The organism is Burkholderia cepacia GG4 (genome assembly GCF_000292915.1).
In the GTDB taxonomy this organism is placed as follows: Bacteria; Pseudomonadota; Gammaproteobacteria; order Burkholderiales; family Burkholderiaceae; genus Burkholderia; species Burkholderia cepacia_D.
This window is the reverse complement of record NC_018513.1, coordinates 3289786-3302792: the sequence shown is the minus strand read 5'-3', so window position 1 is coordinate 3302792 and position 13007 is coordinate 3289786. Positions and strand designations below refer to the sequence as shown.

The 13007-nt window shown below is 66.8% G+C and carries 13 protein-coding genes; 5 read left to right on the top strand and 8 right to left on the bottom strand.

Features of this window, described 5'->3' with window-relative positions; all coding sequences use genetic code 11:
* The first annotated feature begins 134 nt into the window (after positions 1 to 134).
* Together GEM_RS15030 and GEM_RS15025 are read left to right on the top strand one after the other, a co-directional pair.
* Positions 135 to 740 (top strand): nitroreductase family protein, encoded by a 606-nt coding sequence (locus GEM_RS15030; protein ID WP_014898237.1) that lies wholly within the window; start codon positions 135 to 137, stop codon positions 738 to 740.
* Positions 741 to 933: 193 nt separating this feature from the next.
* Positions 934 to 2184 (top strand): Hsp70 family protein, encoded by a 1251-nt coding sequence (locus GEM_RS15025; RefSeq protein ID WP_041490562.1) that lies wholly within the window; start codon positions 934 to 936, stop codon positions 2182 to 2184.
* A gap of 108 nt (positions 2185 to 2292) precedes the next feature.
* Here GEM_RS15025 and GEM_RS15020 read toward each other — a convergent pair whose 3' ends face one another.
* Positions 2293 to 2496 (bottom strand): cold-shock protein, encoded by a 204-nt coding sequence (locus GEM_RS15020; protein WP_006477070.1) that lies wholly within the window; start codon positions 2494 to 2496, stop codon positions 2293 to 2295.
* Positions 2497 to 2916: 420 nt separating this feature from the next.
* On the opposite strand from GEM_RS15020, the gene GEM_RS15015 reads away from it, so the two are divergent.
* On the top strand, positions 2917 to 4515 hold the full coding sequence (locus GEM_RS15015) for an APC family permease (protein ID WP_014898235.1): 1599 nt from the start codon (positions 2917 to 2919) through the stop codon (positions 4513 to 4515).
* Positions 4516 to 4622: 107 nt separating this feature from the next.
* Here the strand turns inward: GEM_RS15015 and GEM_RS15010 are convergent, their stop codons facing one another.
* The 7 genes from GEM_RS15010 to GEM_RS14980 all read right to left on the bottom strand — a co-directional run bounded on the left by GEM_RS15010 (position 4623) and on the right by GEM_RS14980 (position 10726).
* The gene (locus GEM_RS15010; protein WP_014898234.1) at positions 4623 to 5414 is read right to left on the bottom strand and encodes a DODA-type extradiol aromatic ring-opening family dioxygenase; all 792 of its coding nucleotides are present in this window, start codon (positions 5412 to 5414) and stop codon (positions 4623 to 4625) included.
* A 222-nt stretch (positions 5415 to 5636) separates the two neighbouring features.
* Positions 5637 to 6233 (bottom strand): UbiX family flavin prenyltransferase, encoded by a 597-nt coding sequence (locus GEM_RS15005; protein WP_014898233.1) that lies wholly within the window; start codon positions 6231 to 6233, stop codon positions 5637 to 5639.
* A gap of 13 nt (positions 6234 to 6246) precedes the next feature.
* Positions 6247 to 6558, bottom strand: coding sequence for a Grx4 family monothiol glutaredoxin (gene grxD, locus GEM_RS15000; protein WP_006477066.1), 312 nt, complete (start codon positions 6556 to 6558; stop codon positions 6247 to 6249).
* Between the two features lie 67 nt (positions 6559 to 6625).
* Positions 6626 to 7468, bottom strand: a complete 843-nt coding sequence (gene prmC, locus GEM_RS14995; RefSeq protein WP_014898232.1) for a peptide chain release factor N(5)-glutamine methyltransferase — start codon at positions 7466 to 7468, stop codon at positions 6626 to 6628.
* A gap of 7 nt (positions 7469 to 7475) precedes the next feature.
* On the bottom strand, positions 7476 to 8558 hold the full coding sequence (gene prfA / locus GEM_RS14990) for a peptide chain release factor 1 (RefSeq protein WP_014898231.1): 1083 nt from the start codon (positions 8556 to 8558) through the stop codon (positions 7476 to 7478).
* An 81-nt stretch (positions 8559 to 8639) separates the two neighbouring features.
* Positions 8640 to 9938: a glutamyl-tRNA reductase gene (hemA, locus tag GEM_RS14985; protein WP_014898230.1), complete on the bottom strand. Its 1299-nt coding sequence runs from the start codon at positions 9936 to 9938 to the stop codon at positions 8640 to 8642.
* Between the two features lie 26 nt (positions 9939 to 9964).
* Complete coding sequence (locus GEM_RS14980) at positions 9965 to 10726, bottom strand: response regulator transcription factor (protein ID WP_014898229.1); 762 nt, start codon at positions 10724 to 10726, stop codon at positions 9965 to 9967.
* 171 nt (positions 10727 to 10897) lie between these two features.
* Here GEM_RS14980 and GEM_RS14975 point away from each other — a divergent pair, with 171 nt between their 5' ends.
* Together GEM_RS14975 and GEM_RS14970 are read left to right on the top strand one after the other, a co-directional pair.
* On the top strand, positions 10898 to 11152 hold the full coding sequence (locus GEM_RS14975; RefSeq protein WP_014898228.1) for a hypothetical protein: 255 nt from the start codon (positions 10898 to 10900) through the stop codon (positions 11150 to 11152).
* Positions 11153 to 11170: 18 nt separating this feature from the next.
* Entirely contained in the window at positions 11171 to 12985 is a 1815-nt protein-coding gene (locus GEM_RS14970) for an aminopeptidase P family protein (protein ID WP_014898227.1), read from the top strand.
* The last annotated feature ends 22 nt before the right edge of the window (positions 12986 to 13007 follow it).

Here is a 13007-nt window from a genome sequence, read left to right as displayed (position 1 = left end):
CGCGGGTGCGGCCGGTCAATGCAGGATCGACGATTTGCATTGCGCGGGATGTGCGGGCGCGTGGCTGCTCAAGCGGTTATGCTTGCGGTTCGCCGGGCGTTCGCGCCCCTTCATCGATGTCAGCGAGGAACCGCATGTCCGTCAAACCTGCTCCCACCACTGTTTCGATTCACGACCTGATCGCGGGACGCTGGAGCCCGCGCGCGTATTCGGACGAGCCCGTCAGCGCTGCCGACCTGCACGCGGTGCTCGAAGCCGCGCGCTGGGCGCCGTCCGCGTACAACGCGCAGCCGTGGCGCTTCATCGTGTTCGATCGCACGCAGGATGACGCGGCGTTCAAGCGGGCGTTCGCGACGCTGGTGCCGTTCAACCAGGGCTGGAACGCGCCCGCGCCGGTGCTGATCGCGGTGACCGCGCACACGCTCACGTCGAAGGGCGAGCCGGCACCGACCGCGCTGTATGACGCGGGCGCGGCCGCGATGTCGCTGGTGCTGCAGGCGCACGCGCTGGGCCTGGCCGCGCACCAGATGAGCGGTTTCGACGCGAAGGCGTTCCGTGACGCGTTCGAGATTCCGGCCGACGTCGCGATTCCGGCGATCATCTCGCTCGGCCACTATGGCAGCGTCGACAAGCTCGATCCGGTGCTGCGCGATCGCGAAAAGGCGCCGCGCACACGTCATGCGATCGGCGAAGTCGTCTATGCGAGCGCATGGAAGAAGGGCTTCGACGCCGCGGCCTGATTCCGCGAGCGGGCGGCCGGGTGCGTCGGGCACCGCGTCCGCGCCTGCCGCCGCCGCGTCGCGGGCGCGCGCGACGGCCGCCCCGGGCCAGTTGCGCGGTACTGGCGGTCGGCCCCGGTTGTGATCCGGCGGGCTTCATGTTAAAAAGCCCGTCCTTTCCGTTTTCGCGCCGGCCATGCTGCGGCAACTTCCCATGACTTACTGCGCGATCGATTTCGGCACCTCCAATTCCGCCGTGGCGCTGCCCGACGGCGACGGCATGCGCCTCGCGCCCGTCGAGGGCGACCACCTGACGCTGCCCACCGCGATCTTCTTCAACAACGACGAACAGACGGTCGAATACGGCCGCGCGGCGCTCGCGTCCTATATCGACGGGTTCGACGGCCGCCTGATGCGTTCGATGAAGAGCATCCTCGGCTCGCCGCTCGCGGAAACCACGACGGATCTCGGCGATGGCAGCGCGATGGCGTACACGGAGATCATCGCGCGCTTCCTGACGCACCTGAAGCGCAAGGCCGAAACCCGCGCCGGCGCACCGATCGGCCGCGCGGTGCTCGGCCGGCCGGTGTTCTTCGTCGACGACGATCCGCGCGCCGACCGCCTCGCGCAGGATCAGCTCGAAGCGGCCGCGCAGTCGGTCGGTTTCAAGGACGTGCATTTCCAGTACGAACCGATCGCGGCCGCGTTCGACTATGAATCGCGCCAGCCGGCCGAGCGGCTCGTGCTGGTCGCCGACATCGGCGGCGGTACGTCGGACTTCTCGCTGGTGCGCGTCGGGCCGGAGCGGATGGCGCGCCTCGAGCGCAAGGACGACGTGCTCGCGCACCACGGCGTGCACGTCGCGGGCACCGATTACGACCGGCGCGTCGAACTGGCGGCGATCTTGCCGGCGTTCGGCTATCGCTCGCTCGATCCCGAGGGGCGCGAGCTGCCGAACCGGATCTACTTCGATCTGGCGACCTGGCACCTGATCAACACGGTCTACACGCCGAAGCGGCTGGGCGAGCTGAAGCTGATGAAGCACCTGTATCGCGAGGTACGGCAGTACGACCGGCTCACGCGCGTGGTCGAGCAGCGGCTCGGGCATGCGCTGATGGCGCGCGCGGAAGAAGCGAAGATCGGCGTTGCGGCGGGCGGGGAGACGATGATCGACCTGAACGACGTGGAGGAAGATCTGCAGATTGCGTTCGACGCTGATCGCCTCGTCGATGCGAGCGTCGACGACACCGCGCGTATCGTCGACGCGGCGCGCGAGACGGTGAGGCTCGCGGGTGTCGCGCCGCGCGACGTCGGCGCGCTGTATTTCACGGGCGGCTCGACCGGGCTCGCGTTCCTGTCGGGTGCGCTCGCCGGCGCGTTCCCGGATGCGCAACCGGTGTTCGGCGACCGCCTCGCGAGCGTCGCGACGGGGCTAGGCATTCACGCGCAGCGGCTGTTCGGCTAAGTGTAGGCCGACGGCCATTCGGCTTCGCGGCGGCTGCACGGCTGCCGCGCAGGAAAACAAAAAGCCCCGCCGAAGCGGGGCTTTTTTACACGAAATATCGCGCCGAACTTAGACCGGACGGATGTTCGCAGCTTGCAGACCCTTCGGGCCCGTCTTCACTTCGAATTCAACCTTCTGGTTTTCTTGCAGCGTCTTGAAGCCTTCGACGCGGATTTCCGAGAAGTGCGCGAACAGATCGTCGCCGCCGCCTTCCGGGGTGATGAAGCCGAAGCCCTTTGCGTCATTGAACCACTTGACGGTACCGGTTGCCATGTTACTTGTTCCTAAAAAGATAAAACGGGGCCGAGGCCCATGGGTGCGGAAAATCAAGGAAGGGGGTAATAGGACCAACCGGAGTACCGTTGATGGGCGAACTACGAAAGAACCAATTCACTCGCCGCTTGAAATCCTGCAACGTTGTTTATACGGCTAATCGGGCGCGCGGTCAACCGGATTTCCATGCACTCAGGGTTATTGCGGAGTTCAGGTTTACAAAGCTTGCAAGTGATGCAGATTTTTTGTAGGAGCCGAATGATTTTGGCGCCAACTCGCAGGTGCAACCGTTAAACTACGCGCCGCGTGGACGGGTTGCCCTGATCGGGTGATCCGTCCCCCCAAGAATGCGTGCGCGGTGCTGTCCGAGCCGATCCCGGACCGCGGGCCGACCATGCTTTTTGAGACACAGGAGAGGATGTGAAGAGTTCTATTCAACGGAACATCGGCCCGTTTGCACTGATGCTGACGGGGCTGGGTTCGATTATCGGCTCGGGCTGGCTGTTCGGTGCCTGGAAGGCCGCGAAGATCGCCGGTCCGGCAGCAATCTGTGCATGGATCATCGGCGCGGTCGTGATTCTCGCGATTGCCCTGACGTACGCCGAACTGGGTGCGATGTTCCCCGAGTCGGGCGGCATGGTGCGCTACGCGCGCTACTCGCACGGTTCACTGGTGGGCTTCATCAGCGCGTGGGCGAACTGGATCGCGATCGTATCGGTGATTCCGATCGAGGCGGAAGCGTCGATCCAGTACATGAGCACGTGGCCGTATCCGTGGGCGCACGCATTGTTCGTGAACGGCGAGTTGCAGACACTCGGCCTGCTGCTGTCGGCCGTGCTGGTCGTCATCTACTTCATGCTGAACTACTGGGGCGTGAAGGCCTTTGCGCGTGCGAACACCGCGATCACGATCTTCAAGTTCCTGATCCCCGGCCTCACGATCCTCGGCCTGATGCTGACGAGCTTCCACCCGGAAAACCTCGGCACCGCGTCGAATGCGAGCTTCGCGCCGTACGGCTGGTCGGCCGTGCTGACCGCGGTCGCGACGAGCGGCATCGTGTTCGCGTTCAACGGTTTCCAGAGCCCGGTGAACCTCGCCGGTGAAGCGCGCAATCCGTCGCGCAGCGTGCCATTCGCGGTGATCACGTCGATCCTGCTCGCGCTCGTGATCTACGTGCTGCTGCAGATCGCTTACATCGGCTCGGTGAATCCGGCCGACGTCGTGAAGGGCTGGGCGCACTTCAACTTCTCGTCGCCGTTCGCGGAACTCGCGATTGCGCTGAACCTGAACTGGCTCGCGATCATGCTGTATGTCGACGCGTTCATCAGCCCGAGCGGCACCGGTACGACCTACATGGCGACGACCACCCGCATGATCTACGCGATGGAGCGCAACAACACGATGCCGAAGATGTTCGGCAACGTGCACCCGATCTACGGCGTGCCGCGCCAGGCGATGTGGTTCAACCTGCTCGTGTCGTTCATCTTCCTGTTCTTCTTCCGCGGCTGGAGCTCGCTCGCGGCGGTGATTTCGGTCGCGACGGTGATCTCGTACCTGACCGGCCCGATCAGCCTGATGGCGCTGCGCCGTGCGGCGACCGACATCGAGCGTCCGCTGTCGATTCCGCTGATGAAGCTGATCGCACCGTTCGCGTTCGTCTGCGCATCGCTGATCCTGTACTGGGCGAAGTGGCCGCTGACGGGCGAGATCATCCTGCTGATGATCGTCGCGCTGCCGGTGTACTTCTTCTTCCAGGCGAAAGCGGGCTGGAGCGGCTGGGGCGACGACCTGAAGGCCGCATGGTGGCTGGTCGCGTACCTGCCGACGATGGCCGTGCTGTCGCTGATCGGCAGCAAGGAATTCGGCGGTCACGGCTACCTGCCGTACGGCTGGGACATGCTGGTCGTCGCGGCGATCGCGCTGGTGTTCTACTTCTGGGGCGTGAATACGGGCTACCGGACCAAGTATCTCGACGAGCGCGAGTCGCACGACGAGATCCTCGAAGGGGTCGGTGTCTGACGCCTGACCTGCCGCGGGAATCGGCGGCGGCAGGAAGCGTGAAAAAAGCCCGCCCGAGCATCGCTCGGGCGGGCTTTTTGTTTGTGGTCGCCGGTTGTGCCGCGGGCTCAGGCGGCCGCGCTCGCGAACACGTAGTTCGTCATCGCGAGCACGCGTTGATACGTGCCGAGCGACTGGATGCCGAGCTGGTAGTCGTCATCGGCCGCGCCGAGCGCAGTGAACACCGGCAGCAGGTGTTCATCGGTCGGATGCATCAGCGCCGCGTGCGGCGCCTGCCGCCGATAGTCGAGCAGCGCGTCGACATCGCGTGCGGCGAGCTTCGCCTCGAACCAGTCGGTGAATTCGGCGACGCGCGGGTCCGCATCCTCCGGCGCGGCGCTGAAATCGGCCGCGCGCAGATTGTGCGTGATCTGGCCCGAGCCGATTACCATCACGCCTTCGTCGCGCAGCGGCCGCAGCGCGCGGCCGAGCGCGAAGTGATGGGCCGCGTCCGCACGCGGCTGGATCGACAGCTGTGCCACGGGCACGTCGGCCTCCGGGAACATCAGCAGCATCGGCACCCACGCGCCGTGGTCGAGGCCGTGCTCGGTCGTCGCCGTCGCGATGCCGGCCGTGTTCAGCAGCACAGCCGCACGCTCGGCGACGTCCGGCGCGCCCGGTGCCGGATAGCGGATCTCGTACAGCGCGCGCGGGAAGCCATAGAAGTCGTGGATCGTTTCCGGGTGCGCGGCGACGCTTGCGACCGGTTGCTGCGTGCCCCAGTGCGCGGACAACATCAGCACCGCGCGCGGGCGCGGCAATTCGGCACCGAGGTGTGTGAACGCGCCGGACGGCAGCGTCGGGTCGATCGGCAGCGTCGGGGCGCCGTGGGACAGGTAAAGCGAGGGCAAGCGGTTCATGGTGTGGAGCCTGCAAAAGGATTTGCCTGTGACTATAGGCCCGCACCGTGCATTGATAAATGAGCTTGGTGGAATTTGATTGAATCGTCGTAGTTGATAATTCGGGCGATTCAGGGAATGCGGGAGCGGCCGCGGTCTTGCGGATGCCAGATCATGCCAGTAGGCGGCTGAATCGGCGAAGATGCGTGCAGAACGGCGCCCCGGGGCGCCGCGTCGGGCGGCTTACTGCGCCGGCCGGATGCCGGCCCACGGCGTCGTCATCGGTGCGCTGAGCGCGAACAGATCGAGCACGCGCGTGACGGTCTGGTCGACGAGTTCCTCGATCGTTTTCGGCATCGCGTAGAACGCGGGCAGCGGCGGAAACACGATGCCGCCCATTTCGGTCACGGCAGTCATGTTGCGCAGATGCGCGAGGTTGAACGGCGTTTCGCGCACCATCAGCACGAGACGGCGGCGTTCCTTCAGCGTGACGTCGGCCGCGCGCGTGATCAGGTTGTCCGACAGCCCGTGCGCGACGCTCGCGAGCGTCTTCATCGAGCATGGCGCGATCACCATCCCGTCGGTCGCGAACGAACCCGACGCGATCGTCGCGCCGACATCGCGCACCGAGTGCACGACATCCGCACGGCTTTCGACCTCGACCTTCGACAGCTTCAGCTCATGCTGGATATTGAGCCAGCCGGCGTTCGAAACCAGCAGGTGCGTTTCGACGCCGCCGGCGGCGCGCAGCAGTTCGAGCAGCCGCACGCCATAGACCGCGCCGGTGGCGCCGGTGATCGCGACGATCAGCCGGCGTGGCGGCGCGCTGGGAGATGCCATCGGAAAGGGGAGATTACGCGGCGGCGAACAGTTGCTGCAGTTCGCCCGACTGGTACATCTCCATCATGATGTCCGAGCCGCCGATGAATTCGCCCTTCACGTACAGCTGCGGAATGGTCGGCCAGTTCGAGAATGCCTTGATGCCCTGACGGATCTCGTCGTCCTCGAGCACGTTGACCGTCTTGAATTGGTCGACACCGCAGGCTTTCAGCACCTGCACGGCGCGGCCCGAAAAGCCGCACATCGGGAATTGCGCGTTGCCCTTCATGAAGAGCACGACCTGGTTTTCGTCGACGATTTGCTTGATACGTTGTTGGGTGTCCATGACTGACCTTGCGTTTGCGGGGCGTTAGAACGAAATGATAGCGGATTTCAACCGGGCGGGCGGGCCATCAACCGGGCCGGCGGCCGCCTGTCGTGCGTTCGATCGCGGCCAGATCGGCAAGCGATTCGACCGCGACGTAGCCGCGTGACACGAGCAGCGCGCGTACGGCTTCGGCCTGGTCGTAGCCGTGCTCGATCCATAGCGTGCCGCCTGGTTTCAGGTAGGCGCCGGCGCCCGCGACGATCGTGCGGATCGCGCTGAGGCCGTCGGCGTCGTCGGTGAGTGCGCCGCGCGGCTCGAAACGCAGGTCGCCCTGCGCCAGGTGCGGATCGTGCTGCGCGATGTACGGCGGGTTGCTGACGATCGTGTCGAATGCGAGCGCCGGATCGAGCGCGGCGTACCAGTCGCTCTGCAGCCAGTGCAGCGGGCCGCCGGGGCGCCGCGCGTCGAGCAGCTTTTCCGCGTTGCGTTGCGCGACGTCGAGCGCGGCCGCTGAACGATCGAGCGCCCACACGCGTGCGTCGGGCCGTTCGGCCGCGATCGACACGGCGATCGCGCCGCTGCCGGTGCCGAGATCGAGCACGGCCGGATGCGGGCGGCCGTCGATCGCATCGAGCGCGGCTTCGACCAGCAGTTCGGTTTCGGGGCGCGGGATCAGCACATCGGGCGTCACGTCGAACGGCCGGCCGAAGAATTCGCGCATGCCGACGAGCTGCGCGACCGGCTCGCCGGCCACGCGGCGTGCTTCGAGCGCGTGGTAGCGCTCGATCGCGGCGGCGTCGAGCGGGGCGTCGCCGCGCGTGATCAGCTGCGTGCGGGTCCAGCCGAGCGCGTACGCGAGCAGCACGCGTGCATCGACCGGGTCGAGCGGCGACGTGCGCAGCAGTTCGTCGGCGGTGGTGTCGGGCATCGCGGTCTCAGTCGGCGTCGCCGAGCGACGCAAGCAGTTCGGCCTGGTGTTCGGTGACGAGTGCGCCGATCAGTTCATCGAGATCGCCGTCCATGAGCGCTTCGAGCCGATACAGCGTCAGGTTGATCCGGTGGTCGGTCATCCGGCCCTGCGGGAAGTTGTACGTGCGAATCCGTTCCGAGCGATCGCCGGAGCCGATCAGGCTCTTGCGCGTCGCCGCTTCCTTCGCGTGCTGCTCGTGATACTGCTTGTCCTTGATGCGCGCGGCGAGCACCTTCAGCGCGCGATCCTTGTTCTTGTGCTGCGAGCGGTCGTCCTGGCACTCGACGACGATCCCGGTCGGGATGTGCGTGACCCGTACCGCCGAATCGGTCTTGTTGATGTGCTGGCCACCCGCGCCGGATGCACGGAACGTGTCGATCCGCAGGTCGGCAGGATTGATCTCGACTTCGCCGATCTCGTCGGCTTCCGGCATCACCGCGACCGTGCACGCGGACGTGTGAATGCGCCCTTGCGTCTCGGTCGCCGGTACGCGTTGCACGCGATGGCCGCCCGATTCGAACTTCAGGCGCGAATACGCGCCCTGGCCCGCGATCCGCACGATCACTTCCTTGTAGCCGCCGAGATCCGACGCACTCTCCGACATCATCTCGACCTGCCAGCGCTGGCGTTCCGCGAAGCGCAGGTACATCCGCAGCAGGTCGCCCGCGAACAGCGCCGATTCGTCGCCACCGGTGCCGGCACGGATTTCGAGGAAGATGTTGCGGTCGTCGTTCGGGTCCTTCGGCAGCAGCATCTTCTGCAACTCGCCTTCGAGACGGACCATGCGCTCGCGCGCGCTGCGAATCTCGTCTTCGGCGAAGTCGCGCATCGACGCATCGGCGAGCAGGTCCTGCGCGGCCGTCTCGTCGCTGCGCGACTGGCGCCACAGCGTGTACTGCTCGACGACCGGGCCGAGTTCCGCGTGTTCGCGCGTCAGCTTGCGGTACTGGTCGAGGTCGGCCGTGACGTTTTCGCGGCTCAGCAGGTCGTTCAGTTCGGCCAGCCGCGTAGACAGCTGGTCGAGCTTGCGTTGCATGCTCGTCTTCATGGTGTGGAGCGGCGCTCCCGGGCAAGGGTATTCGGAAAGGATAGGCCGGCTCGCGGCCGGCGGCAGGGCAACCGGCCGGCGCTAGTGGCCGGACGGGTCGTTCGAGCGTGGCGCGTGCTGGTAGAAGCCGCGCATCAGGTCGATCAGCGAATCGCGGTCGGTGCCGTTCACGCGGTTGAGCGCGCTCGTCGGGCCGTGGATCAGCTTGTTGGTGAGCGCTTGCGACAGCGCTTCGAGGACCGCGGCCGGATCGTCGCCGCGTGCGAGCAGCTTCTGCGCTTTCTCGACCTCCGCGCGGCGCAGCGCATCGGCCTGCGTATGCATGTGACGGATCACGGGCACGACGCTGCGCGTGTCGAGCCATTGCATGAAGTTCTGCACGCGCGTCTCGATGATCGTCTCGGCCTGCGCGACCGCGGCCTGGCGTGACGCGTTGCCTTCGCGCACGATCGCGCCGAGATCGTCGACGGTGTAGAGGAAGACGTCCTTCAGCTTGCCGACTTCGGGCTCGATGTCGCGCGGCACCGCGAGGTCGACCATGAAGATCGGCCGGTGGCGGCGTGCCTTCACCGCGCGCTCGACCGCGCCGAGGCCGATGATCGGCAGCGTCGACGCCGTGCACGACACGATGATGTCGAACTCGTGCATGCGGGCCGGCAGGTCCGACAGCGGCATCGCGCGGCCGTTGAAGCGTTCGGCGAGTCGCTGGCCGCGCTCGGCCGTGCGGTTCGCGACGACGAGTTCGCGCGGGCTTTGCGCGGCGAAGTGCGTCGCGCACAGCTCGATCATCTCGCCGGCGCCGATGAACAGCACGCGCTGATCCGACACCTTTTCGAAAATACGCTGCGCGAGGCGGACCGCGGCGGCCGCCATCGACACCGACTGCGCGCCGATCTCGGTCGTGCCGCGCACTTCCTTCGCGACGGCGAACGTGCGCTGGAACAGCTGGTTCAGATAGGTGCCGAGCGCGCCTGCTTCCGTCGCGGTGCGCACCGCATCCTTCATCTGGCCCAGGATCTGGGTTTCGCCGAGCACCATCGAATCGAGGCCCGACGCGACGCGGAAGGCATGCCGGACCGCTTCCGACTGCGGCAGCGCATAGACGTGCGGCGCGAGCTCGTCGGCCGGAATCTGGTGATACTCCGACAGCCAGCGAAGCGCGCCTTCGCGCGCGGCCCGATCGTCGGTCGCGCAATAGAGCTCGGTGCGGTTGCAGGTCGAGAGGATCGCCGCTTCGGGCGCATTGGGCGCCTGGGGGCCGAGGAACACGTTCTTGAACGTGACGAGAGCCGGCTTGATTTGCTCGAGCGGAAACGCCACGCGTTCGCGCAGGGCGACAGGCGCAGTGTGGTGGTTGATTCCGATCGTGAGGAGTTGCATATCGAGGGCTATCGTTTAGCCCCATATTATAGCGTTTCAGCGATTTCCTCACTCGCGGCATACCGGGCATCAGCGTGGCGGGGTCTTGAATTTGGGGGCTCGATCGGCACGCGGTCGAGCTGATAGCCGTAGCCGTAGAGCGGCAGAAGCCGGTAGCCACGCTCCGGAAGCAACTGCAGCTTGCTGCGCAGCCGGGACGCATGGGTGTCGAGCGTGCGCGACTTCATGTCGCGGCGACGGGCCCAGACCGTTTCGAGGATATGGGCGCGCGACACGGGCCGGGACAGGTTCGCGAACAGCAGCTGCGCGAAGCGGAATTCCTTCGGCGTGAGCGCGACGACCGCGTCGCCGAAGCGCACGAGGCTGTGGGTCGCATCGAATGCATATTCTCCATACATTTCGCGAGAACGATTCGGCGGCCGCCGGACGCCGGCGCGACGGCTCAGCGCATTGACCCGCGCGAGCAGCTCGGGCCCGCTTACCGGGCGCACGAGGCAATCGTCGGCACCCGCGTGCAGGCACGACACGACTTCGCTTTCGCGCGGCAGTTGCATCACGGCGATCGCCGGCAGCCCGGGCAGGATCGCCTGCGCGCGCGGAATGACTTCCTCGGCCGGCTGATCGCCGGCCCAGTTGCCGATGATCAGCATGTCGCAGGTATCGGTGGCGAGCCACTCGAAGAACGCAGCGCTGGACGGAAACGCGTGGCACACATGACCGCCTGCGAAGAGCAGGCGGTTCAGGAGCGCTGCGTGACGCGCCTCCGGATCGATCAGGGCGATTCGCATGAGGATTTCTTCAATACGGCTGCCGGTGCGCGCTTGCCATAACGTCGGGTCGGCCCCTACACTCGAATGTTCGCGGCGCCCGGCTGGTCTCGGGTTCGATGGATGAATCGATGCTAGCCGCTGGCAACGTTCACGCCTATGGGACGAATCTGAATTTATAGAAGGCGTCGAATGAACTGGTTTGGAATCCTTGTCCTGGGAGCGGCCGTCGGGCTGTTCGGCCGGTGGCTGCATCCGATGCGGCACACGGGCCGGCCGGCATGGTGGATCGCCGTGCTGGTCGGCATCGCAGGCGCCGCCGCCGCGCGCATGGCCGGCAGCCTCTCCGGACTGTTTTACGATGGCGAGACGCTCGAATGGCCGGTCTGCACCGGTGTCGCGTTCCTCGCCGTAGCCGCGACGGTCGCCCTGTCGGCCCGTCGCTGAATGCTCTCAGGTGAAATCATGAATGCCCGTTTCCCCGAAGTCCCGTCGGTGCCGGCCCGCCTCGCGCTGCTGCGCGGCGCAATGGCCCGCGAGGACCTGGCCGCCTATCTGGTGCCGTCCGCCGATCCTCACCTGTCCGAGTACCTGCCCGAGCGCTGGCAGGCGCGCCGCTGGCTGTCCGGTTTCACGGGCTCGGTCGGCACCCTGGTCGTGACCGCCGATTTCGCGGGCGTGTGGGTCGACAGCCGCTACTGGGTGCAGGCGGAAGCCGAACTCGCCGGCACGGGCGTCCAGCTGATGAAGATGACGGGCGGGCAGCAGAGCGCGCCGCACGTCGACTGGCTCGCGCAGAACGTGCCGGCCGGCGCGACGGTCGGCGTCGACGGCGCCGTGCTCGGCGTCGCGGCCGCACGCGGGCTGACGGCCGCGCTGAACGCACGCGGCATCGCGCTGCGTACCGATCTCGACCTGCTCGACGCGATCTGGCCCGAGCGCCCGGGGCTGCCCGGCGACGCGGTGTTCGAGCATGTGGCGCCGCAGGCCGACGCGACGCGCACGAGCAAGCTCGCCGAAGTGCGCCGTGCGATGCATGCGCAAGGCGCGCAATGGCATTTCGTGTCGACGCTCGACGATCTCGCGTGGCTGTTCAACCTGCGCGGCGCCGACGTCAACTTCAACCCCGTGTTCGTCGCGCACGCGATGATCGGCGCCGATCGCGCGACGCTGTTCGTTGCCGACGGCAAGGTCTCGCCGGCGCTGGCCGCTTCGCTCGCGCAGGACGGCGTCGAGGTCCGCGCGTACGACGCCGCGCGCGCGTCGCTCGCGGCGCTGCCCGACGGCGCGACGCTGCTGATCGATCCGCGCCGCGTGACGTTCGGCACGCTCGAAGCCGTGCCGGCCGGTGTGAAGCTGATCGAGGCCGTGAACCCGTCGACGTTCGCGAAGTCGCGCAAGACCACCGCCGAGATCGAGCACGTGCGCGTGACGATGGAGCACGACGGCGCCGCGCTCGCCGAATTCTTCGCGTGGTTCGAGCAGGCGGTGAACCGCGAGACGATCACCGAGCTGACGATCGACGAGAAGCTCACGGCCGCGCGCGCACGGCGCCCCGGCTACGTGTCGCCGAGCTTCGCGACGATCGCCGGCTTCAACGCGAACGGTGCGATGCCGCACTACCGCGCGACGCCCGAGTCGCACGCGACGATCGTCGGCGACGGCCTGCTGCTCGTCGATTCGGGCGGCCAGTACACGACCGGCACGACCGACATCACGCGCGTCGTACCGGTCGGCACGGTCAGCGACCTGCAGCGCCGCGATTTCACGATCGTGCTGAAGTCGATGATGGCGCTGTCGCGTGCACGCTTCCCGCGCGGCATCCGCTCGCCGATGCTCGACGCGATCGCGCGCGCGCCGATGTGGGCGGCCGGGCTCGACTACGGCCATGGCACCGGCCACGGCGTCGGCTACTTCCTGAACGTGCACGAGGGCCCGCAGGTCATCTCGCACTACGCGCCGGCCGAGCCGTACACGGCCATGGAAGAAGGGATGATCACGTCGATCGAGCCGGGCGTGTACCGGCCCGGCAAATGGGGCATCCGGATCGAGAACCTGGTCGTGAACCGCGCGGGTGGGCAGACCGAGTTCGGCGACTTCCTCGCGTTCGAGACGCTGACGCTGTGCCCGATCGACACGCGCTGCGTGCTGGTCGAAATGCTGCATGAAGAAGAACGCGCGTGGCTGAATGCGTATCATGCGACGGTGCGCGAGCGTGTCGGGCGGCACCTGAGCGGCGACGCGAAGGCGTGGCTCGACGCCCGCACGCAGCCGATCTGACGCAACGCGCGACCCCGGCCGG

Bases quoted from the DNA above. Each gene is read 5' to 3' on its own strand.
- GEM_RS15030 (WP_014898237.1), top strand. From the start codon at position 135: ATGTCCGTCAAACCTGCTCCCACCACTGTTTCGATTCACGACCTGATC.
- GEM_RS15025 (WP_041490562.1), top strand. From the start codon at position 934: ATGACTTACTGCGCGATCGATTTCGGCACCTCCAATTCCGCCGTGGCG.
- GEM_RS15020 (WP_006477070.1), bottom strand. From the start codon at position 2,496: ATGGCAACCGGTACCGTCAAGTGGTTCAATGACGCAAAGGGCTTCGGC.
- GEM_RS15010 (WP_014898234.1), bottom strand. From the start codon at position 5,414: ATGAACCGCTTGCCCTCGCTTTACCTGTCCCACGGCGCCCCGACGCTG.
- GEM_RS15005 (WP_014898233.1), bottom strand. From the start codon at position 6,233: ATGGCATCTCCCAGCGCGCCGCCACGCCGGCTGATCGTCGCGATCACC.
- grxD (WP_006477066.1), bottom strand. From the start codon at position 6,558: ATGGACACCCAACAACGTATCAAGCAAATCGTCGACGAAAACCAGGTC.
- prmC (WP_014898232.1), bottom strand. From the start codon at position 7,468: ATGCCCGACACCACCGCCGACGAACTGCTGCGCACGTCGCCGCTCGAC.
- prfA (WP_014898231.1), bottom strand. From the start codon at position 8,558: ATGAAGACGAGCATGCAACGCAAGCTCGACCAGCTGTCTACGCGGCTG.
- hemA (WP_014898230.1), bottom strand. From the start codon at position 9,938: ATGCAACTCCTCACGATCGGAATCAACCACCACACTGCGCCTGTCGCC.
- GEM_RS14980 (WP_014898229.1), bottom strand. From the start codon at position 10,726: ATGCGAATCGCCCTGATCGATCCGGAGGCGCGTCACGCAGCGCTCCTG.
- GEM_RS14975 (WP_014898228.1), top strand. From the start codon at position 10,898: ATGAACTGGTTTGGAATCCTTGTCCTGGGAGCGGCCGTCGGGCTGTTC.
- GEM_RS14970 (WP_014898227.1), top strand. From the start codon at position 11,171: ATGAATGCCCGTTTCCCCGAAGTCCCGTCGGTGCCGGCCCGCCTCGCG.